Raw genomic sequence first — 21,431 nt, 5'->3', positions numbered from 1 at the left:
CGGTGACAAAACACATTACAGTAATACTCCTGGGCAGCGCTCTGTTGTTTAGTCAGGGCTTGTATAGTGCACAACTCCCTGCCTGGCTGCAGCAAGTAACTGAGCAGAAACGGCAACAGCCAGAGGAAATGCTGGCTTTGCTGCAACAGCATCAGGCTGCTTTGCCTGGCTTGCCAGAGCCGGTACAGGCGCAGTGGTACGCTGAACAAGCTGTGCTGTTTGGCACACTGGGGCGGCATCAGGAGCAACAACAAGCGGCAGAGCAGGGGCTGGCCTTGTTAGGCGAACTGCAATCATTGTCTAAAGTGGAGCTGTTATATGGGCTGGGCTTTGCCAGAGAAATGCAGGCCGATGACGTTAGCGCTTTACAGCATTACGAACAGGGTATAGCACTGGCAACCTTGCTGGATGATGAAAGGCTGATTTTACTCGGCCAGATTAACCAGGCTGCAGTGTTTAGCAACCGTAACCAGAATCAGCAGGCGCTGGCATTGTTAAAAGATACCTATCAGCGGGCGCAGCGGTTAAACGATACCGAGGTACTGGCGGAGGTTAATGCTGAGCTGGGTTTACTTTATGCTTCGCTGGCTTACGAAAAAGACGGCATTGCGTTACTGCAAACCGCGCTGACATTATATGAACAGCTGGGCTGGCAGAAAAACCAAATCACCGTATTGTTTAATCTGGCCCGAACCTACGGCTTTTTAGAGCAATACGAATTATCACTGCAACACTACAATAAAATGCTGCAAAAAAGTCAGCAGTCGCAAGACAAGGTGAATTTGTATCATGCTTATCTTGGCCTGGCGATCACCAGTAGCCAGAATAACCGCGGGGATGCGGCCCTAAGTTATATTGCCAAAGCAGAGGAGTATCTGCCGCAGTTGCAGTCCACAACACATATTTCTACCCACTACTACGAAAAAGCGCTTATTTATCAGCGGTTAAAGCAAAGCTCGCTGGCTATGCAGCAGTTAATGTTATCTGAGCAAAGCCTTAACAGCGAAGGGGTTGAAGATGATAGCCCAATCCGGCTTAGCATTATGTACCTAAAAGCAGAGCTTCAGGCCGAGCAGGGCCAGTTTGACCGGGCTTACCGGCAACTGCATGAATTTGTTTTACTGTTTCAGGACGTGCGCAATAAAGAAAACGAGCTGGCCATAGAGCAAATGCGGCTTAGCTTTGATCACGAACAACAACAGCAACGCAACCGCTTACTGGTGCAGGATAATGAACTAAAAGCGCTGCGGCTAAGCCAGGCTGAGCGCGAGCGCCAGGTGCAATTGCTATGGCTCAGTATTTTGGGCTGTTCAACCGTAATATTACTGATTTTATTGCTGTGGCAACTAAACCGGCATAAAGCGAAAAACCGCTCTGCAGCCAGTAAAACCTCAGAGCAGACAGGATAAGCTATGACAGAAACCGTAATTTCACAAGATGGTATTGAGCAGTTACCACTGCGTCGTTTTACCGAAGAAGCCTATTTAAATTACTCCATGTACGTCATTATGGACCGCGCCTTGCCACATATTGGCGATGGGCTTAAACCGGTACAGCGGCGTATTATTTACGCTATGTCTGAGCTGGGTTTGTCGCATCTGGCTAAATACAAAAAATCCGCCCGTACTGTCGGTGACGTCTTGGGTAAATTTCACCCGCACGGCGACAGCGCCTGTTACGAAGCCATGGTGTTAATGGCGCAGCCGTTCTCTTACCGTTACCCGCTGGTAGATGGCCAGGGCAACTGGGGTGCACCGGACGATCCGAAATCTTTTGCGGCTATGCGTTACACCGAAGCCAAATTATCACGCTTTTCGGAAGTGCTGTTGTCTGAGCTCGGCGCCGGCACCACCGACTGGCTACCCAACTTTGACGGCACGCTGGAAGAGCCAAAAGTACTACCGGCGCGCTTGCCGCACATATTGCTTAATGGCATTACCGGTATTGCTGTGGGGATGGCGACCGATATACCGCCACATAATGCGCGTGAAGTGGCGCATGCCTGTGCCGCCTTACTGGACAACCCGCACAGCAGCGTAACGGACTTAATGCAGTACGTAAAAGGCCCGGACTATCCAACCGACGCCGAAATTATCAGTCCGGCGCATGAGCTGGCAGCCATTTATGAAACCGGCCGCGGCAGCGTAAAAATGCGCGCAGTGTACAGCCAGGAAGATGGCGATATTGTGATTACTGCCTTGCCGCATCAAACGTCCGGTTCTAAGGTGCTGGAACAGATAGCCGCGCAGATGCAGGCGAAAAAACTGCCAATGGTTAGCGACTTGCGTGATGAGTCGGATCATGAAAACCCAACCCGCATTGTCATAGTGCCGCGCTCTAACCGCATTGATGTTGAGCAGTTAATGCAGCATCTGTTCGCTACCACTGATCTGGAAAAAAGCTACCGGGTTAATATTAATATTCTTGGCCTGGACCAGCGGCCACGGGTAAAAAACCTGCTGGAAATTCTGACTGAATGGTTAACGTTCCGCCGTGACACTGTACGCCGGCGTTTGCAGTACCGGCTGGATAAAGTGCTGGATCGCATGCACGTATTGGAAGGTTTATTAATTGCCTTTTTAAATATTGATGATGTGATCCGCATTATCCGTACTTTTGATGATCCTAAAGCCGAACTGATCGCCTTTTTTGGCGTAACTGAACGCCAGGCCGAAGCGATTTTAGAGCTGAAGTTACGCCATTTAGCCAAGCTGGAAGAGATGAAAATCCGTGGCGAGCAGGATGAGCTGGCCAAAGAGCGCGACAAATTGCAGGGCATTTTAGGCTCAGAGAAAAAGCTGACCAAGCTTATCCGTGATGAGTTGCTGGCCGATGCCGAAAAGTACGGTGATGAGCGGCGCAGCCCTATCGTTATGCGCGGTGAAGCCAAAGCGTTAAGTGAAAAAGAGCTGTTACCCAGTGAACCGGTTACCGTAGTGTTGTCGGAAAAAGGTTGGGTACGCTGTGCCAAAGGCCATGATGTCGATGGCAATGCATTAAGCTACAAAGCCGGTGATGCCTTCAAAGCGCTGGCCAGTGGGCGGTCAAACCAGCTGGCGGTATTTATTGATTCATCCGGCCGTAGTTTTGCCACCGAAGCGCACGAACTGCCCTCTGCCCGTGGCCAGGGCGAGCCGTTAAGTGGCCGCTTTGCTGTGGTGGCAGGTGAGAGTTTTGATCATGTGCTGCTGGGCGATGAAAAGCAGGCGTTATTACTGGCCTCTGATGCCGGTTATGGTTTTGTTGCCGAATACAGTGATTTACTCAGTCGTAATAAAGCCGGTAAAGCGGTATTAAGTTTGCCGGTGGGGGCCAAAGTGCTGCCACCATTAGTGGTAAAACAGCCTGAAACTGATTTGGTGCTGTGTATCTCCAACGAAGGCCGCATGCTGGTGTTCCCGGTAGCCGACTTACCTAAATTAAGTAAAGGTAAAGGCAATAAGCTGATGTCTATACCGTCTGCCCGTGCCGCCAGCCGTGAAGAGTATGTTTGCCAATTGGCAATAGTGCCGGCTGATGGCAGCGTAACCTTAGTGGCCGGTAAGCGTAAATTGGGCTTAAAAGCAGACGATTTAGCACATTACCATGGTGAACGTGGCCGGCGTGGCAACAAATTACCGCGTGGCTTGCAGCGTATTGATGAAGTGCTGGTTAACCACGGTGCCGATATCAGCAGTGATCAAACCAGCAGTACCGAATAAAGCCGCTATACTGGGCGCCTTTTTTACGGCGCCTTTTTTGTGCCGGCGACAACAGCCGCCTGTGGCGGCGAAGCGGAGATAGCAGTGATAGCGGTAGTAAGGTTAATTTTATTGGTGCTGTTTTTTATTATCAGTACGCTGGCGGGGTTGTTAATTTGTCTGGTACGGCCATTTCACCCGAATAATGTCTATATTTTTTCGCATTGGTATGGCTGGATGTCGCATATTTTCGGTATTAGCGTTGAAGTTCGCCGCCATGAAGCTATCGACCCGGGTAAACCTTATGTTTATATAGCTAACCATCAGAATAACCTGGATTTATTTACCATCAGTAATGGTGTGCAGCCCCGTACCGTAACCATTGGTAAAAAAAGCCTGAAGTACATCCCGTTTTTTGGCCAGTTGTACTGGCTTAGCGGCAATATTCTGATTGACCGGCAAAATAAAAGCCGCGCTTTGGGGGCCATGCTCGGCGCTGCCGAACGTATCAGCCGCGATAATATCTCGGTATGGATGTTCCCGGAGGGCACGCGTAGCTATGGCCGTGGCTTACTGCCGTTTAAAGCCGGTGCTTTTCATATAGCGCTGGAGGCAAAGGTGCCTTTGGTGCCGGTATGTATGAGCAGCACCCACAGCCAGTTTAAGCTAAACCGCTGGAACAACGGCAAAGTTATTATTGAACTGATGGCGCCGCTGGAACTGCCAAAAGAGCAACTGAATATCCGCCAGTTTGCCGAAAATACCCACCTACAGATGCTACAGAAAATCGCTTTACTTGATAGCGAACTGGGCAACGACTACACTGCCAGAAATATTGCAGCTAAAGAGTAATTTTATGGAAAACTGGCAGGAATTTACCGAAGACACCATCGCCGCTTTGTTAGAAGACGGCAGCGATCCGGATGCGCTTTACACCATTGAGCACCACTTTTACGACAAAGACTTTGCCAAGCTGGAAAAGCTGGCGGTAGAACTGTTTAAATTGGGCTATGAAGTAACTGACGCCGAAGAAGTCGAGTTTGAAGAGGGGGGCAGCGCCTGGGTGTTTGACGCCATTCGTGAGCAGTCTCTGGATGCCGATAGTATTGTTACTGATGCCATTAAATTAGAAGAGCTGGCGCATAAACATAAAGTAGAGTACGACGGCTGGGGCACCTACTTTGAAGGTGACGAAGATGAACTGGATCTGGACGATGACGAAGAGTAACAGTTAACGCCTGACAAAAAGCCGCTGCCAAGCGGCTTTTTGCATTTAGGCTAGTTCGCGCTGAGGGTTTCTGCTAATCAAGCGCTGTTAAAGCAAAAAGCTTTACCGGCTGGTTTGCCCAGGATCTTGTCGCTGTGCATTACCAGCTGGCCGCCGATAATAGTGGCAATGGGCCAGCCGGTAACGGTTTTGCCATGGTAGGGGCTCCAGAGTGCTTTGCTGGCGATCCAGCTGTTATCTATAGTGCGGCTTGCTTTGGTATCTACCAGCGTTAAATCCGCGTCGTAACCCACTGCCAGCCGGCCTTTACCGTTCAGGCCAAAAATACGCGCCGGGTTGCTGCTGGTTAAATCAACCAGCCGCTGCAGGCTGAGCCGGCCGGCGGCAACATGATCGAGCATTACCGGCAGCAAGGTTTGTACACCTGTCATGCCGCTGGGCGAGGCCGGATAAGGCCGGGTTTTTTCCTCCAGAGTGTGCGGCGCATGATCGCTGCCAATCACATCAACAGTACCATCATTAATACCCTGCCATAACGCCTGTTGGTGGTTGGCATCGCGCACCGGCGGGTTCATTTGCGCCAGGCTGCCCAAACGCTCGTAGCAGTCGGGTGAGTGTAATGTTAAATGGTGTGGTGTCACTTCTACCGTCACACGGTGTTTAAACGCCGCCAGATAGGCCATTTCTTCAGCGCTAGAAATATGCAGTAAATGCAGCGGCCGGCCGGTTTGTTCCGCTAACGCGATAATACGTTGGGTTGCCAGCAGCGCGCTTTGCGCATCGCGCCAAACAGGGTGGTTGTGCACATCATTGGCAGTTAGCGGCTGGCGCTGGCGCAAACGCGCTTCATCTTCGGCATGAATAGCCACCCGCCGTTTACCGTTTTGCAGAATTTGCCGCAGTAAATCGTCCTGTTCGGCCAGCAAATCGCCAAAAGAGCTGCCCATAAACACCTTGATACCAGCACAACCTGGCAGGGTTTCCAACTGCGCCAGTTGCTGCAGGTTTGCCGCGCTGCCACCGATATAAAACGCATAGTTGCAATAACTGCTGGTGCGGCAATATTCAGCTTCGCTTGCAGATCAGCATGCGTTAACGTTAGCGGGTTAGTATTGGGCATTTCAAAAAAGCCGGTTACACCGCCCAGTATTGCGCCCTTGCTACCGTGGCTAATATCTTCTTTGTGTGTCAGGCCGGGTTCACGAAAGTGCACCTGCGTATCAATTACGCCGGGCAGAACATACAAACCGGTAGCGTCCAGTGTTTCATCAGCGTGCCAGCCGTTGCAACCAATGGCAGCAATTTTACCGTATAGCAGAGCGATATCGGCCTGAACAATGCCTGCCGGGGTGACCAGGCCGCCGTTGCGGATCAGCTTGCAGGCGTGTTTGCGCTGGATCTGCTGCAAAAATTCATTGTTATCCATTGGAGTTAGCCGCAAAGGTAACGTTAGCAACCGCATCATGCGGATGCAGGCTTTCATGGTGGGCAACAGCAATGCTAAAAGCGTCATAATGCTGGCTCAGGGCCGCATGTAATCGCCTGGCCGCATCTTCGACAAACATCAGGTTGGCGCCGTTAAGGCGGGCAAATTCCTGTTCGTCGGCGCGTTTTACCGCGGTTTGCAGCGGCGTGGCCAATGCCTGCTCGGCGCGGTCAATCAGGGGGAGGATGCCAAAATCATGCTGGGCCGGATTAAGTTTAATGCGAAGCTGCGCGGTGCTGCGCTGGCTATGCGGTGTGGCCAGGCTGGCATGTTGCAACAGCCACTGGCTGGCCAGGGCAGTGTCAACGACAGGCTGGCCAGCAAACTGCTGCTGAAACTGCTCGCTCAGCAACTGGCGGCTTAGCGACGCCGAGCAGGGGCAGGTAGAGGAATAACCAATAACCACACTGAGCTCAATGTTCAGTTCGTTGTTTATCAAGGTTGCACTAATGGTTAGCGGATAGGCTTTAAAGCCGGCCAGTGCCGGGGTTTTTAATGCCGGCCGGCGCAATAAGAGCTGAGCGCTAAGGTGCAAGCTGGCACTGGCACTGGCGCACTCTTGCTGGCTTTGCAGCAGTATCGTCAACAAATCGTGCAGCGTTGCCGGGCTGACAGACTGCACTTGTACCCATTGATACAAATGCTGGTACAGCCGGGACATATGAATACCTTTTTTATCCGGTTGGGGCAGGTTAACGCTAACATCTGCTTTTACAGCAAGGGGGTGTTGCGGTAAATCAGATAGTGTCAGGATTAAATCAATATGTTGCATACCGACGTTATCCAGCGCAACGGCGAAAGCCGGGCTGGCAGCGTGGGCAGTATCTGCAAGAGCAGGGAAATGCATTGGAGGGGTCCTTAATTCAGGTGTGGGGCACATCACAGCAGTTTTTGCACAGTCCATGCAGTTCAATATGCAGATCTTTGGTTTGAAAAGCCGAACCGGTGTGTTGCAGCATTGGCCGTGCGATGGTGGCCGGTAAGGGATATTTTTCTATCTGCCGGCAGTTATCACAGATAAAAACCTGCCAGAAACAGTGCTGCTGGCCATCGATATACAGAAACTTATTTATCGTGCGCAGATGCAGCACGCAGTGCATTTGCAGTAAAAAATCCAGAGCGCGGTAGGCGGCCATCGGGTGCAGGTTAACATCGTATTCCTGCTGCATAGCAGCAATGACCTCATAAGCCGACATGGCGGTGTTTTTTGTCTGCAGCAACGCCATTACCTGTTTACGGTTTTTCGTCATTGACGGCCGCCGTTGCAAAGCAGACTGGGCTACACAGTAATTTGTTTTCATCGGCTGCTTACATCGGGTCCAGGGTCAGCAATACCCGGGGCAAGCCAGACGCCGGAGAACGGTGCACTATAGCTTGCTGCTCATTGCCTTCCCAGCCGGAGCCTTTGAGTAAGGTAACGGCAAAAGATGAGGCGTGAGCCATGTTACCGGCAGCATCCAGCCATTCAGTGCCAGGGCCCAGATAAGTACAGACCAGGCGGCATACCAGATGATCAGTATGAAATTTCGGGCACATGGGGCGCTGCAGTGTTTCTAAGCGCAGGCCAAGTTGCTGGCAGTCCATCAGGCAGCTAAACATCTGACACAGCAGGGCAATATCTGCCAGTAACGCGGCTTTGCCTGGCGCGTCCGGCAATGCGGCGGCAATATCGGTTGATACGGTATCTGCGCCGACAATACGCTTTAACGGCATTGCCAGCGTAAGCCCGGCACAGTAGGCGCTAATCAGCGGATCTGCCGCACGTTGCCAGCTAACCAGGTTAACGTCAGGTGCAAATATTTGTGGTAATACATCGCTGCTGGTATCGCTAAGCTGACGAGTTGTTGTATGACTTAGCGGGCTGAATTCTGTAAATGCCAGCGCACTCATGCAGCGTGTTCCTGTATAAATGGGCTGGGTAGTTGTTGCCATTGCTGTTCGCCCAGCGCCAGCTCGTCAGCGGTGAGCAGACAGGCTTCTAACTGCGCCAACATACCGGTTTTATCCAACTGCTGGCCAATAAACACCAGTTCCTGGCGTCTGTCACCGTAGGGCTCTGTCCAGCTTTGCATAATAGCTTCTTGTAGCTCCGGCTCTTGCGGCCATTGCTCTGCCGGTACGGCCTGCCAGAATAAGCCCGCCATATTATAACGGGCAATGCCGCCAGCCTGATGCCACAGCCAGGCATATTCGGGGGTACTGGCCAGCCAAAAGTAACCTTTAGAGCGTAGTAGGCGGCCGCTGGGCCAGTCCTGGTGTAAAAAGGCATGAAAGCGCTGTGGGTGAAACGGAGCGCGGGCGGTAAAGGCAAAGCTGCTGATACCGTATTCTTCAGTTTCGGGTTTATGCTCGCCACGTAACTCCTGTAGCCAGCCGGGGGCTTGTTGTGCCTGCTCGAAATTAAACAGCCCGGTATTAAGGATTTGCGCTGGCTCGACCTTGCCCTGCTGCGCCTGAATGATGCGGGCACGGCTGTTTAAGCTGCGTAGCACCGCGCTAAGACGTTGCAGCTGTAATTCTGTTACCAGATCGGCTTTGCTTATAACTAACACATCGCAAAACTCGATCTGCTCAATCAGTAAGTCTGCTACGCTGCGCTCATCGTCTTCGCCCAGGCTTTCGCCACGCTCGGCTAAATCCTGGGCAGCCTCAAAGTCGGCCATAAAGTTAACCGCATCAACTACCGTTACCAGTGTGTCCAGCCGGGCAATATCGGCCAGGCTCTGGCCGTCTTCGTGCTCAAAGGTGAAGGTTTCGGCAATCGGCAACGGCTCAGAAATACCGGTTGATTCAATCAGCAAATAGTCAAAGCGGCCGGCTTTGGCCAGTTTGCCTACTTCTAACAGCAAATCTTCGCGCAACGTACAGCAAATGCAGCCATTGCTCATTTCCACCAGTTTCTCTTCAGCGCGGTTTAAGCTGATATCAGTATTAAGCTCTCTGGCATCAATATTGATATCGCTCATATCGTTAACAATAACCGCGACGCGTAAGCCAGCGCGGTTGTGCAGTATATGGTTGAGCAAAGTGGTTTTGCCGGCACCAAGAAAGCCGGATAACACGGTAACCGGCAAGCGTTTATCCGTAAGCGGGTTAGTGTGTAGCATGCTGAGCTCCTTGCAGATTGTGCAGCAGTTTACGGTTATACAAATGGGCACCAATTAACAACAAGCCACCAATAACCGCCAATACAGCCTCGGCATCGTGGCCGGCAAACAGCGAGGCAATTAATAGTAAAAAGCCACTCAGCCCGAGTACAAAAGGGGTTTTACTGCGGTGAATGCACCAGCCACCGGGCAAGCTCCAGGCCAGCATGGCGCTGATGGGCAGTAACATCAGGTAATGAAACCATTCTGAACTAAATACACCCAGCAGTAAGCCTGAACTGCCCAGTGCCAGCAATAATGGCGTGGCGATACAGTGCACCACGCACAAGCCTGATAAGGCGGCGGCAATAAGATCTTTCATAAGCTTCCTCTGGTAAGTCGTGATGACGAAGTGACGTTATTTGCCCGCTGGCGTTGCATTGAAGGTAAATAATGTTATAACATCACAAAAGTTGAAAGATGTTATAACATAACAATTGAGCCGTCAAATGCTGTGGCTAGCTGTTGCTGCAGTGGTGCGAGTGTATTTATGGGGAATAAGATGTTTAAGAAAACCATATTGGCCTGTCTGGTAGCTGGCAGCCTGTTATCCGGCCAGGTAAGTGCTGAGTCTATTTCCGGTGTGGTAACCGACAGCGCTGGCAAGCCTGTGGCTGGTGCTAAAGTTACAGTGGTTGGTGAAAATCAGCATGCCATTACTGACGAGGCTGGCCGCTTCAGTGTAGGCCAATTACTAATGCAGGATGCAGAGCTGCATATTGAAGCGTCGCGCTATGCTCACCGTAATTTTCATTTCACTGTGCCGCAGCAGGGGCTAAGCGATGTCAGCCTGGTGTTGCTCAGCAGCACAATAGAAGTAATAGATGTAAAAGCCAGCCCGTTTCATGCCTCTGCCACCGAGTCGGCTATACCGGTCAGTGTACTGGCCGGAGATGCACTGAAAATGCGCCAGGCCGGAACCTTGGGCGATACGTTGAAAAACGAAGTGGGCGTGCATTCTAATTTCTACGGTGGCGTGGCCAGCAGCCCTATTATCCGTGGCCTGGACGGCCCACGGGTATTAATTACCCAAAATGGTTTAGACGCCGGTGACGCTTCACGAGTTGGCCCTGATCACAGTGTAGCGGCCGAAGCCAGTACCGCCACCCAGATTGAAGTGCTGCGTGGCCCGGCTACGTTGTTTTACGGCAGCGGTGCCATTGGTGGGGTAGTTAACGTGGTAGATGAGCGTATTCCTACCGACAACAGCACCCGCGCCGAGTGGATGCTGCAGCGTGAGTCAGTCAATAATGAAAAGCTGGCTGCAGGCTCTTTGGTTACCGGTGTAGATAACATTGGCCTCTATGTTGACGGTTTCTGGCGCGACAGCGACGATTACCGTATTCCGGGCTTTGCAGAAGCACAACCGGACGACGACGCAGTAAAAGGCCGGGTAGCCAGCAGTGCAGCTACTGCTAAAGGTTTTACGCTCGGTGGGAGTTATTTGCTGGACAATGGCTATGTGGGTGTTTCTTACGGCCGTTTAGAGCGTGAATATGGTATTCCCGGCCACTCGCATGGTGGCCATGAAGAAGAAGGCGATGATCACGCGGCCGAAGAGCAGGTTTATGCCGATTTAACGCAAAACCGTTATCAGTTGCTAAGTGAGCTGAATTTTTCCTCCGGCCTTATTCGTACAGTTAATACCCGGTTGGCGTTTACTGACTATGAGCACAGCGAAATTGAAGGCGGAGCAGTAGGTACCACGTTTAAAAACCGCAGCCAGGAAGCCCGGTTGGAGCTGTTACACCGGCCTTATCAGGACTGGCGTGGTGGCTTAAGCCTGCACTACAAGTTTAGCGATTTTGAAGCCGTAGGCGAAGAGGCGTTTACGCCGCCATCAGAAACGCAAATGCTGGCACTGGGCTGGATGGAAGAGCGGCATTTTGGCCCCTGGTTAGTACAAGTAGGCGCACGGGTAGAGCGGGTGACTATTGACGCTACCGATGTGTTGCTGCCTGATATTGGTGCCCATAGCCATGATGGCGATGACCACGGACATGATCATGACCATGGTGCTGAGTTTATCCGCGTGTTTGATGTCAGCCAGCGTTTTACGCCTTACAGTGTGTCTGCCGGCACAGTGTGGGATTTTACGGAAGGCTATAACCTTGGTTTGTCGGTGTCACGCTCACAGCGGGCGCCTGCTGCGTCAGAATTATTGTCGTTTGGTGCGCATATCGGCACTGCTTCTTACGAAGTAGGGGCGTTGTTTGTGCTGGATGACGACGAGTTTGTGCTGAACACTCAGCCCATCGAAATGGAAGTGGCGAACAACCTGGATATTACGCTGCGTAAATTCAGCGGCAATACCGGTTTTGTGCTGAATGCCTTTTACAACCGCATAGACAACTACTATTACCAGCAGAATACCGGCTTGTTTGCTGAATCTGGTCATAATCACGGGGGCCACGACCACGGTGACGATGATCACGGTCACAGCCACGACGCAGAACTGCCGGTGTATCTGTTTACCACTGCCGATGTCACCTTACATGGTCTGGAAGCGCAGTTTAGCTGGCAAATTAATGATCCATTTAAGCTAACCCTACAGGGGGATTATATCCGCGCCCGAATTAAGGGCGGCGGCGATTTACCCCGCACACCACCACTGCGGTTTGCCGCAGAGCTGGCTTACGAGCTGGATGCACTGAGCGCCGATGTACGCGCTACCCGTTATTTTAAACAAGACAAAGTGTCCGAGCTGGAGCAAGCCACAGCAGGTTATACCCTGCTTGATGCCAGCGTCAGTTACCGCTTTGATCTGGGGCCTCAGCAGTTAACGGCCTATATCAAAGGCCAGAACCTGACTGACGAAGAAGCGCGGGTACACACCTCATTTTTAAAAGATTTAACCCCTTTACCCGGCCGCTCGGTAGCAGTGGGCATACGCGGTAGTTTTTGATTTTTTGTGCAGCAGGTTAACTCTGGTTCCTGGCCTGTTGCACCTTTTACTTATAACAAGGAGTGGTAATGTTACAAACAAAATTAAGCCTGGCAGCCTTGCTGATCGGTGCATCTTTACTCAGTGCCTGTGGTGATAGCACAACTAATATTGTCGAAAAAGATCCGATCCCAATTGAAGACGATCACGATCATGACCATGATGATGTCAGCGCCGCAGGCCGGTTGGTTATTTCTGCCAAAGATTCAAACCTGCTGTCTGTATACGAGTTGAGTGACGGTAGCCTGCTGGACAGCTTTGCTGTAGCAGATATTCCGTCAGCACTGGCTGCATCGGCTGCACACCGTTATGCGCTGGCGATACAACGCACCACAGACAGAGTCGAGTTTATTGACGGTGGCCTGTATCAGGAAGATCATGTTGATCACCTGCATGATTACCAGCAAGACCCTGAGTTAGTCAGCTTTGTTTTAAGCAACAGCCGGCCAACGCATATCACCGCCAGTGACAGCCAGTTAGCGGTGTTTTTTGATGGTGATGCCGCCAGTGGTGCTCCTGCTTCGGTAGCAGTTATCAGCGATGCCGATATTACTACCGACAGCAATGGCTATCCGGTACTAAATTACAGCCTGCATATGCATGGCGCTGCTCAGGCCCGCGGAGAGTATTTAATTTCAACTGTGCGTGATGCCAACAGCGCAACCACCTTGCCAGACAAAGTAGCGGTATATGAACAACATGGCGACCATTATCATCAGGAACTGGTGTTTGATGAGCTATGCCCTGGCTTGCATGGCAGCGCGCAAAACGAACATTTTATCAGCTTTGGCTGTACTGACGGCGTGTTGCTGATAGAGCAGGAAGGGACAACCTTTACCGCCAGTAAACTGGCCAATACCGCCGATATTACCGGCACCATGCGCATAGGCACCTTAGTGGGCGCTATGCAGGCCGAACACTTTGTGGGTTTTGCCGGTACCAGTGTTTTTGCTATTCACGCCCACGACGGCGAAATGCAACTAATAGACTGGCAAGCGACAGCTGGTGCAACACTAACCGGTTATGGTTTTGCCGACAAAGGCAGTAAGTTTGTGCTGCTGGACAGTTTGGGTTATTTAACCATTTTGAACTATCACGGCCATGAGCATGAAGGCACAGACGAAGCTGCGTTTGAGTTTGCGGCCAAAGTTCAGCTAACCACTGCCGATGTTACCGCTATGCCACAAGGCAGCCGGTTTGAACTGGCTATTTCTGCCAGCGATGACAAAGTCTATGTTATTAACCCTATTGACCGGACACTGCTAACGGTAGACACGGCTGATGCCGAGGTTGTGGCAACCAAACAACTTAATTTTATGCCGCATAAGCTGGTGTGGCTGGGTATTGCTGAGCCTGCCGAAGCGCATAATCACTAATACCGCCCGGCGTTAGTTCGTCTTAGTGTTACAAAAGGCCGTTAAAGCATATTTAACGGCCTTTTTTTATCTGTCAGGGCTTTACCTCATTGAGAATAATTCGTATTTATGCTTATATAGCCTGTCTTTTCTACCTCAACACTTTTTGGGAGTGGCAGTATGAAATCAGCTTATGCATTAACTTTACTTGGCGCAGGTATTGCCAGCGCATTAATAAATATGACAGCGGCGCAGGCTGCTGAAGTTAATATCTATTCAGCCCGGCAGGAAGAACTGATTAAGCCGCTGCTGGATAAATTTGCCGCCGATACCGGCATTAAAGTAAACCTGATCACCGGTAAGCCCGACGAGCTGATTAGCCGTATGGTCAGCGAAGGCCGCAACAGCCCGGCTGATGTACTGATTAGCACCGATGTTGGCCGTTTGTACCGTGCCAAGCAACAGGGTGTGTTGCAAAGTGTTGAGTCGGATGTATTAACGCAAAATATTCCAGCGGCGCTGCGTGACCCTGCCGGTTTATGGTTTGGCCTTACCATGCGTGCCCGGCCAATTATGTATGTGCCCGGCAAAGTAAAACCAGAACAGCTGTCAACCTACGAAGATTTAGCTGACCCGAAATGGAAAGGCCGTATTTGTGTGCGCTCGTCTGACAATATTTATAACCAGTCGATGACTGCCAGTTTAATTGCCCACGATGGCGAGGCAACAACAGAGCGATGGGCCAAAGGCCTGGTAGCCAATTTCGCTATGCCACCAAAAGGGGGCGATCGTGATCAGATTAAAGCTGCAGCGGCAGGTGTATGTGATATTGCCATTGCCAACACTTATTATTTAGGTGGTATGCTGGCCGACCCGCGTGATAAAGCTGCAGCAGAGAAAGTAAAAGTGTTCTGGCCAAATCAGGATGGCCGTGGTGCGCATATTAATATCTCCGGCGCCGGTGTGGCCAAATATGCACCGAACAAAGCCGAGGCAATTAAACTGCTTGAATACATGCTGACGCCAGAGTCGCAGCAGTGGTACGCCGAAGCGGATCATGAATACCCTGTGCGCGCAGGTGTTAAAGCCAGTGCTATCTTACAAGGCTTTGGTGAATTTAAAGCAGACCAGTTACAATTGGACAAATTAGGGGAATTAAACGCTGAAGCCATTCGGGTAATGGATCGCGCTGGCTGGAAATAATCTTTGAATTCAATTTGTTGTAAAGTGGTAAGCGCCGGATGAAGCGCAGTTTGCGTGACATCTGGCGTTGGTCGGTATTGCTGCCAGCCTTAGTGCTGGCGCTGCCGGTACTGGTCATTTTTGCCAGTGTTTTTAACCCGCAACCTGATGTCTGGCAGCATTTACGCCAGACCGTGCTGGCCGACTATGTCATAAATTCGTTGTTGCTGGCCGGTGGCACAGGCCTGGGTGCCTTGCTGCTGGGCACCGCATCAGCCTGGATTATCAGCCAATATCAGTTTGCCGGCCGGCGTGTGCTGGAGTGGTTATTATTGCTGCCGCTGGCCATGCCTGCCTATATTATTGCTTACACCTACACTGGCATGCTGGATTTTGCCGGTCCGGTACAAACTGCGCTAAGGGCTCAATTCGACTGGCGCTATGGTGATTACTGGTTCCCGCAAATACGCTCGCTCAGTGGTGCCATTATTATGCTGTCGCTGGTGCTGTATCCTTATGTGTATATGCTGGCGCGCAGTGCCTTTCGTGAGCAATCCGCCTCCTTATTTGAAGCCAGCCGTACCCTGGGGTTAACACCGAGGCAGCATTTCTGGAAAGTTGCATTACCGCTGGCACGCCCGGCTATTTTAACCGGTACCGCGCTGGCGATGATGGAAGCCTTTGCTGACTACGGCACCGTGCAGTATTTTGGTGTCACTACCTTTACCACCGGTATTTTCCGCACCTGGTTTGGTATGGGGAATCAGGTCGCTGCTGCCCAACTGGCGGCCATGTTAACGGGGTTTGTCTTGTTACTGCTGGTGCTGGAACGTTGGTCGCGGCGTAAAATCCGTTATTATCATCAGGGCCAGCGCAGCAATGCTGCGCCAAGGCGTAACATAAGTGTCGGGCGCCAGATGTTACTGCTGCTGTTATGTCTGCTGCCGGTGCTATTTGGTTTTGTTATTCCTGCTGTGCAACTGGTGAGCTGGGCACTTAGCAATTATCAGCAAACCCTGACACCGCAGTTTGGCCAACTGGTATGGAATAGCTTTTCTCTGGCAGCGATGGCTGCGGTTATTTCTGTACTGCTGGCCTTACTGTTTGCCTACGGCAAGCGGCTGCGCCCCGATGTACTGGTGCAGGCACCGGTGCGCGTCGCCGCGCTGGGTTATGCAGTACCCGGTACCGTTATTGCCATTGGCGTAATGTTACCGCTGGCGTATCTGGATGGCCGCATCGATTTGCTGGCTGAGCAATGGTTTGGCATCCGCACCGGGCTTATTTTTTCCGGTACCTTATTTGCGCTGCTGCTGGCCTACAGTGTGCGCTTTTTAGCCGTGTCACTGCACAGTGTTGAAGCCGGGCTGGAGCGGATTAAACCCAGTATGGATAATGCTGCGCGCTCGTTAGGCTATACACCACTGCAAGTATTGCAAAAGGTGCATGTGCCGCTGCTGCGCTCCAGTGTGTTAGCGGCATTATTACTGGTGTTTGTTGATGTATTAAAAGAGCTGCCCGCCACCCTTATTTTACGGCCATTCAACTTTAATACGCTGGCGGTACGCACTTATGAACTGGCATCAGACGAGCGTTTAGCGGATGCAGCACTACCGGCACTGGCCATTGTGCTGGTAAGTTTATTACCGGTGATCCTGCTGGCACGCTCAGTAGATTCAAGTTTAAAAGGAAAGCTTTAATGCTGTATTTACAACAGGTTGCGGTAGCTTACGCTGGCCATACTGTAGTGAAAGATATCAGCTTGTCATTGGCACAGGGCCAGATAGGCTGTTTAGTTGGCCCCTCCGGTTGCGGTAAAACCACATTGCTACGTGCCATTGCCGGTTTTGAGCCGGTAGCCGAAGGCTGTATCAGCCTGCAGCAGCAACCGGTTAGCAACGCAACAGTGCAACTGGCACCAGAACAGCGTCATGTTGGTATGGTATTTCAGGATTTTGCGTTATTTCCTCATCTTAGCGTGGCAGACAATATCAGCTTTGGTTTACTTACAGCATCAAAGGCAACCAAAGCGGCTAAGGTAAAACAGCTGTTGCAACTGGTAGGCTTGCCTGATTTGGGCCAGCGTTATATTCACCAGTTATCCGGTGGCCAGCAACAGCGCGTGGCGCTGGCAAGGGCACTGGCACCAGAACCCAAGGTGCTACTACTCGATGAGCCTTTCTCCAGCCTGGATACCGAACTGCGCGAAGGCCTGGCACGTGAAATACGGCAAATTTTGCAACAGCTGCATATTACCGCTGTAATGGTAACGCATGATCAGAACGAAGCCTTTGCTATGGCCGATATGATAGGTGTAATGGAGCATGGCCTCCTGCAGCAGTGGGCCACGCCTTATGAGTTATATCACAAGCCTCATAATCGCTTTGTTGCTGATTTTATCGGCCGTGGCGTGCTGTTGCCCGGCACCATGCTGGATTCGCAACAGGTGCAAACGAGCCTGGGGCTGTTTCGCCAGCGTTATGTCAGCTCAGCAAAGCCAGGTGATAAAGTAGATGTGCTGATCCGGCCGGATGACATAGTGCATGACGACAGCAGCGGTATTACCGCGCAGGTAACAGATAAAGCCTTTCGCGGCTCGCACATTATGTATCAGCTAAAACTGCAAAGTGGTGAACAGGTGCAATGCTTAGCGCTGAGCCACCATAACCATGCTATTGGCGAACAAATTGGCATCCGGCTTGATTTAGATCACCTGGTGTTATTTCCGCGCAGTTAATGCTGCAGCACTTTATAGTGTTTGGTTAAGTTAATACTAAAATGTCGATTGGAGTTTATTTTTGGCTGTCGGGGCGGGGGAGCAGGTTATCAATAATTTGCTGATACTGGCCCGATTGGCGTAACTGCTGCAAGCCGGTATTAAAACGCTGTATCAGTGCTTCTGAACGTGGGTCTTTTTTCGATAACAACAGGTACATTGGCCGTTGTTCCAGCGCTGGTGTCATCCAGTCTAATTGTCCGGCGTATTGCGGCAATTTTTCGTCAATTAAATAAAGGCCATTAAGTTTGTCTGCCGGTACTAAATCAACCCGGCCCCGCGCCAGCATTTGAAATGCCTGTTCGTCGGTTGCTACCTGCACGGTAGTAATGCCACTTTCCAGTAAACCAGGCAAATGCAGGTAGCCCTGTACCACCGCCATACGTAATTTTTGCTGCACTAAGTCGGCATAATCGTGGTAATTTACTACCATATCCTTGCGTTTAAAAAATACTATCTGGTTAGCATATAAAGGCTGGGAGTAATAAAAATGCTCTGCGCGTTTATCGTCATACCAGGCTGCTACCAGGCCAATATAATTTGCCTGCTGGCTTTCACGGTAAGCCCTGGCAAAGGGCATAAAATCGATTTCAATACTTATGCCTTGCAGTAAAAATGCCTGACGGATTATTTCGCTTACCGCACCCTGTTGCGGCAGGTCTTCGGCATAATGTGGGTAATAATTACTGCTCGACAACAGCACAGTGTCCGTTTGGGCTGGCAGGGGGGAACAAAATACTGCAACCAACAGCAATAACGTAATATAAAACCGGTTCATTAGGCACCTGCGGTACGCATTTGAGTAAATAAGTGTGGCACAGAGTGATAAAAATGCTAACAGAAGTTGCGCAGCATCTGCTGGAAAAACAGAAATTATATGAAGTAAGCTATTGATATATTTGGTGCCTAGGGTCGGACTCGAACCGACACGGAGTTTCCCCCGGCGGATTTTGAACGGTCATTTGCTATAGTAACTTCTATTTATTTCAATAACATGCTACAAACTTTGCAAATTCTTCGCACGAGAACGCTATGGCAAAACAAGTTGAACGTCACCAAATCAGCGAAGGTGTACACATCTTTAAGCAATCTAATAGTAAGTACTGGTATGCCCGTTTTCGGGCCGGTAAAAAGTGGTACTCGCTAGCCACCAAACAGACCGAAAAGCTCAAAGCTGTCGATGTTGCCTTCAGAATGGCGGTAGAGTACCAAACTAGGCACGAAACTGGAACTCTAATTAGCTCCAAGCAATTTAAAGATGTAGCTGAAAAGGCCATTCAGACCATGGAATCCGAGCTCTACCGTGAAACTGGAAAGGTCATTTATAAGGACTATATCCTCGTTTTAAGGCGATACCATATTCCCTTTTTCGACCGTACCCCAATAACCGATATCGATGGAGAGAAATTAAAGGAATTCGATAAGTGGCGTATTGAGAAACTCGGCAGAGTCCCCGCTAAGTCCACCATCCTGAACCACAATGCTGCAATGCAAATGGTGTTTAAAGAGGCTGTCGAGAATAAGTGGATGTTGCACAATCAGATCCCTGGCCTATCTGTTAAGGGTAACCACGCAGTTAGAAGAGCATCTTTAAACCCTGAAGAATTCGAACGAGTAATGGACCACCTTTATCACCTTGAGACAAGTAGCCGCAAAGAGATAACCAAACAAATACGTGAACTCACTCAGGATTATGCTGAATTCGTTATCTACACCGGTATGCGCCCCGGTACTGAAATTGATAATCTTAAGTGGAGCGATCTGCACATAGAGCGTAGTGGAGATAAAGCAACATTCTTTGTTACCGTTCGTAAGGGTAAAACCACAATTCACACTGGTACAAGGGAAGTAGTGTGCAAACGCGCTATTCAAAATACCATTCTGAGGTTGACTGAGCGCTTCCCGAGCCGTAAGCCACAAGACTATATTTTCAGGCTGCCCGATGGTTCAGAGACCAACGAGATAGGCCGAACCTTTAACTCTGCTCTTAAAGATCTTGGCCTAGACAACTCTCCACATGGTAAACGAACTTTATACTCTCTACGCCATTCCTTCATTACATGGGAGTTGATAGCCCAGAGTGTGACTATTGACGTACTTGCCCGGCAATGCGGCACTAGTATTGAAATGATTGAAAAACACTATAGCCATGTCATACCACGAATGTTTAGCCAGCAGCTCTCTGGAGTCGATTTGCCAGCAAAAGAGGAGATAGAACGCAAATGGATGCATTCAGATAAACTCAGCAAGCTATGGGAAAAGAGGTTTATTCAGTGGGAAAAGAACTACAAGAGCCGGGGAAGTATTTAACACACTCATCGCCGGATTAAGATCGATAGTATGTCGGAGTTATTAAAAAAATATTGATAGAACAAATAAATTTATGGCAATAAAAAAGCTTGCCTTACTGTACACCTTTTAAACACATATGTTAACCAGTTAGTAGCTACTAACCGACAAAAATAGCTGTTTAAAAATACAGTTTCCTACCTTGCAATATCTACATAGCCGCACTATCTTGATATGACACCACTATATGTAGTGTTGGTGAAAGTTGATTTGATCTCTGACCGAGTGCGAATCGGTCAGAGACCGTAGTATCAACCTGATTGGTTGCTACCCCTTTAGCAGGATCTGAATTGTAGCAGCCAGACATTAACTTTCAAGTTTGGAGTTTTTAGCATGGCTAAGACGCAAGGCGGTAAGAAGAAGGTTCACGTTCCAGCTCATACCAAGAAAGATGGTACGAAGGTTCCTGAACACTACAGATCTACACCCAATTGATCTGCGCTGAAAGCCCCTCATTTGTGGGGCTTTATTTTAACTACAATTTAGGAGCCTACTATGGCTAGATATATCGTCAATAAAAATGCTCAACCAACAGGTGAGCATGAAGTCCACAACGCAAACACATGTCAGTACTTACCTAATGCCGAGAATCAGGTTTACCTTGGTGAACATGACACTTGTCAATCTGCGGTAAAGGAAGCTTACCGAAAATTTCCGGGTAATAAGTTTGACGGCTGCTATTACTGCAGCCCCACTTGTCATACCAGATAAAGGCGCGGACACGGATGTCCCATATTTAAGGACAACTCAGACAACTGGTTTATTATATTTTTGATACTATTTGAAACGTTGAAGAAATTTTAGAGTATCCACACTTAATAATTTCGGGTAAGCGGATTAAATGGTTGATCTTACCTTTGCATGAGAGTGAGGCAAACCGGCATCTCATCGGATTATCTGGTTGGCACTCCAACCTACTGCTGATGCATGCTTCCCTCGCTAATTCCAGCAAGAACCCCACACGCCTTAACTTCCCGGTCATCGTTGCAACGCGCTCTTAGTGAAACGAGTTGTTTCTCAAGCGCCTGTAGAGCGGTTATCTGCGAGCGCACATGAGAGATGTGATCATCGAGCAAGGCATTGACAGCGGTACAGGACTGATGAGGGTCGTCCTGATAGCGCTTTAGTTCGTGAATTTCTGCCAGTGACAGATCCAGGATGCGGCAGCGACGAATAAAGGCCAGCCGCTCAACGTGTTTCTCGGTATAGACACGGTAACCGTTCTCCTGCCGACCAGGCGGCGGCAACAAGCCCTGCCGTTCGTAGAAGCGGATCGTCTGTGTAT

Annotated in this window: 18 protein-coding genes and 1 pseudogene; 10 read left to right on the top strand and 9 right to left on the bottom strand. The window is 50.2% G+C overall.

The window, feature by feature from the left end:
- Positions 1–2 precede the first annotated feature (2 nt).
- The 4 genes from BLW68_RS18170 to rraB are packed head-to-tail and all read left to right on the top strand — an operon-like array spanning position 3 to position 4,908.
- Positions 3–1,409: a tetratricopeptide repeat protein gene (locus tag BLW68_RS18170; RefSeq protein WP_092796359.1), complete on the top strand. Its 1,407-nt coding sequence runs from the start codon at positions 3–5 to the stop codon at positions 1,407–1,409.
- A gap of 3 nt (positions 1,410–1,412) precedes the next feature.
- Positions 1,413–3,701 carry a DNA topoisomerase IV subunit A gene (gene parC, locus BLW68_RS18165; RefSeq protein WP_092796357.1) on the top strand — a complete coding sequence of 763 codons (2,289 nt, stop codon included), beginning with the start codon at positions 1,413–1,415 and terminating at the stop codon, positions 3,699–3,701.
- Positions 3,702–3,740: 39 nt separating this feature from the next.
- Positions 3,741–4,532, top strand: coding sequence for a 1-acylglycerol-3-phosphate O-acyltransferase (locus BLW68_RS18160; protein ID WP_245728393.1), 792 nt, complete (start codon positions 3,741–3,743; stop codon positions 4,530–4,532).
- A gap of 4 nt (positions 4,533–4,536) precedes the next feature.
- Positions 4,537–4,908 carry a ribonuclease E inhibitor RraB gene (gene rraB / locus BLW68_RS18155; protein WP_092796355.1) on the top strand — a complete coding sequence of 124 codons (372 nt, stop codon included), beginning with the start codon at positions 4,537–4,539 and terminating at the stop codon, positions 4,906–4,908.
- Between the two features lie 77 nt (positions 4,909–4,985).
- On the opposite strand, the gene BLW68_RS18150 is transcribed toward rraB, so the two are convergent.
- From BLW68_RS18150 to BLW68_RS18125, 7 genes and pseudogenes are all read right to left on the bottom strand, one after another.
- Positions 4,986–5,933: a dihydroorotase gene (locus BLW68_RS18150; protein ID WP_218141408.1), complete on the bottom strand. Its 948-nt coding sequence runs from the start codon at positions 5,931–5,933 to the stop codon at positions 4,986–4,988.
- Between the two features lie 53 nt (positions 5,934–5,986).
- A pseudogene (locus tag BLW68_RS21725) lies at positions 5,987–6,334 on the bottom strand (hypothetical protein); the annotation flags it as partial.
- Positions 6,327–7,241, bottom strand: a complete 915-nt coding sequence (gene folE2 / locus BLW68_RS18145) for a GTP cyclohydrolase FolE2 (protein ID WP_092796353.1) — start codon at positions 7,239–7,241, stop codon at positions 6,327–6,329. The gene folE2 and the pseudogene BLW68_RS21725, both read right to left, overlap by 8 nt.
- 16 nt (positions 7,242–7,257) lie before the next feature.
- A complete protein-coding gene (locus tag BLW68_RS18140; protein WP_177172287.1) occupies positions 7,258–7,644 on the bottom strand; it encodes a transcriptional repressor in 387 nt (128 codons plus the stop codon).
- 58 nt (positions 7,645–7,702) lie between these two features.
- Positions 7,703–8,284 carry a DUF1826 domain-containing protein gene (locus BLW68_RS18135; RefSeq protein WP_092796349.1) on the bottom strand — a complete coding sequence of 194 codons (582 nt, stop codon included), beginning with the start codon at positions 8,282–8,284 and terminating at the stop codon, positions 7,703–7,705.
- On the bottom strand, positions 8,281–9,501 hold the full coding sequence (zigA, locus tag BLW68_RS18130) for a zinc metallochaperone GTPase ZigA (RefSeq protein WP_092796347.1): 1,221 nt from the start codon (positions 9,499–9,501) through the stop codon (positions 8,281–8,283). The genes BLW68_RS18135 and zigA overlap by 4 nt, the downstream gene beginning before the upstream one ends.
- A complete protein-coding gene (locus BLW68_RS18125; RefSeq protein ID WP_092796345.1) occupies positions 9,488–9,862 on the bottom strand; it encodes a MerC domain-containing protein in 375 nt (124 codons plus the stop codon). The genes zigA and BLW68_RS18125 overlap by 14 nt, the downstream gene beginning before the upstream one ends.
- A gap of 180 nt (positions 9,863–10,042) precedes the next feature.
- Here BLW68_RS18125 and BLW68_RS18120 point away from each other — a divergent pair, with 180 nt between their 5' ends.
- The 5 genes from BLW68_RS18120 to BLW68_RS18100 all read left to right on the top strand — a co-directional run bounded on the left by BLW68_RS18120 (position 10,043) and on the right by BLW68_RS18100 (position 17,758).
- A complete protein-coding gene (locus BLW68_RS18120; protein ID WP_092796343.1) occupies positions 10,043–12,445 on the top strand; it encodes a TonB-dependent receptor in 2,403 nt (800 codons plus the stop codon).
- Between the two features lie 68 nt (positions 12,446–12,513).
- Positions 12,514–13,860: a 5-methyltetrahydrofolate--homocysteine methyltransferase gene (locus BLW68_RS18115; protein WP_092796341.1), complete on the top strand. Its 1,347-nt coding sequence runs from the start codon at positions 12,514–12,516 to the stop codon at positions 13,858–13,860.
- 159 nt (positions 13,861–14,019) lie between these two features.
- Positions 14,020–15,042, top strand: coding sequence for a Fe(3+) ABC transporter substrate-binding protein (locus BLW68_RS18110; RefSeq protein WP_092796339.1), 1,023 nt, complete (start codon positions 14,020–14,022; stop codon positions 15,040–15,042).
- Between the two features lie 38 nt (positions 15,043–15,080).
- Positions 15,081–16,721, top strand: a complete 1,641-nt coding sequence (locus BLW68_RS18105) for an ABC transporter permease (protein WP_092796337.1) — start codon at positions 15,081–15,083, stop codon at positions 16,719–16,721.
- Positions 16,721–17,758: an ABC transporter ATP-binding protein gene (locus tag BLW68_RS18100; protein WP_092796335.1), complete on the top strand. Its 1,038-nt coding sequence runs from the start codon at positions 16,721–16,723 to the stop codon at positions 17,756–17,758. The genes BLW68_RS18105 and BLW68_RS18100 overlap by 1 nt, the downstream gene beginning before the upstream one ends.
- A gap of 55 nt (positions 17,759–17,813) precedes the next feature.
- Here BLW68_RS18100 and BLW68_RS18095 read toward each other — a convergent pair whose 3' ends face one another.
- Positions 17,814–18,575 carry a substrate-binding periplasmic protein gene (locus BLW68_RS18095; RefSeq protein ID WP_245728392.1) on the bottom strand — a complete coding sequence of 254 codons (762 nt, stop codon included), beginning with the start codon at positions 18,573–18,575 and terminating at the stop codon, positions 17,814–17,816.
- 254 nt (positions 18,576–18,829) lie between these two features.
- Here BLW68_RS18095 and BLW68_RS18090 point away from each other — a divergent pair, with 254 nt between their 5' ends.
- Positions 18,830–20,107 carry a tyrosine-type recombinase/integrase gene (locus BLW68_RS18090; protein WP_092796334.1) on the top strand — a complete coding sequence of 426 codons (1,278 nt, stop codon included), beginning with the start codon at positions 18,830–18,832 and terminating at the stop codon, positions 20,105–20,107.
- A 953-nt stretch (positions 20,108–21,060) separates the two neighbouring features.
- On the opposite strand, the gene cadR is transcribed toward BLW68_RS18090, so the two are convergent.
- On the bottom strand, positions 21,061–21,431 hold a 371-nt coding region (cadR, locus tag BLW68_RS18080), incomplete at its 5' end, for a Cd(II)/Pb(II)-responsive transcriptional regulator (protein ID WP_143039984.1).

Source organism: Rheinheimera pacifica, from assembly GCF_900108485.1.
GTDB classification, from domain to species: domain Bacteria; phylum Pseudomonadota; class Gammaproteobacteria; order Enterobacterales; family Alteromonadaceae; genus Alishewanella; species Alishewanella pacifica.
The sequence above is the reverse complement of the archived record's forward strand: the minus strand, read 5'-3'. Positions and strand labels throughout refer to the sequence as shown.

Excerpts from the sequence above, each read along its gene's own strand:
- BLW68_RS18100 (WP_092796335.1), top strand. The coding sequence starts at position 16,721 with ATGCTGTATTTACAACAGGTTGCGGTAGCTTACGCTGGCCATACTGTA.
- BLW68_RS18125 (WP_092796345.1), bottom strand. The coding sequence starts at position 9,862 with ATGAAAGATCTTATTGCCGCCGCCTTATCAGGCTTGTGCGTGGTGCAC.
- BLW68_RS18115 (WP_092796341.1), top strand. The coding sequence starts at position 12,514 with ATGTTACAAACAAAATTAAGCCTGGCAGCCTTGCTGATCGGTGCATCT.
- BLW68_RS18140 (WP_177172287.1), bottom strand. The coding sequence starts at position 7,644 with ATGACGAAAAACCGTAAACAGGTAATGGCGTTGCTGCAGACAAAAAAC.
- BLW68_RS18090 (WP_092796334.1), top strand. The coding sequence starts at position 18,830 with ATGGCAAAACAAGTTGAACGTCACCAAATCAGCGAAGGTGTACACATC.
- rraB (WP_092796355.1), top strand. The coding sequence starts at position 4,537 with ATGGAAAACTGGCAGGAATTTACCGAAGACACCATCGCCGCTTTGTTA.
- BLW68_RS18105 (WP_092796337.1), top strand. The coding sequence starts at position 15,081 with ATGAAGCGCAGTTTGCGTGACATCTGGCGTTGGTCGGTATTGCTGCCA.
- BLW68_RS18095 (WP_245728392.1), bottom strand. The coding sequence starts at position 18,575 with ATGAACCGGTTTTATATTACGTTATTGCTGTTGGTTGCAGTATTTTGT.
- BLW68_RS18135 (WP_092796349.1), bottom strand. The coding sequence starts at position 8,284 with ATGAGTGCGCTGGCATTTACAGAATTCAGCCCGCTAAGTCATACAACA.
- folE2 (WP_092796353.1), bottom strand. The coding sequence starts at position 7,241 with ATGCATTTCCCTGCTCTTGCAGATACTGCCCACGCTGCCAGCCCGGCT.
- BLW68_RS18120 (WP_092796343.1), top strand. The coding sequence starts at position 10,043 with ATGTTTAAGAAAACCATATTGGCCTGTCTGGTAGCTGGCAGCCTGTTA.
- parC (WP_092796357.1), top strand. The coding sequence starts at position 1,413 with ATGACAGAAACCGTAATTTCACAAGATGGTATTGAGCAGTTACCACTG.
- zigA (WP_092796347.1), bottom strand. The coding sequence starts at position 9,501 with ATGCTACACACTAACCCGCTTACGGATAAACGCTTGCCGGTTACCGTG.
- BLW68_RS18110 (WP_092796339.1), top strand. The coding sequence starts at position 14,020 with ATGAAATCAGCTTATGCATTAACTTTACTTGGCGCAGGTATTGCCAGC.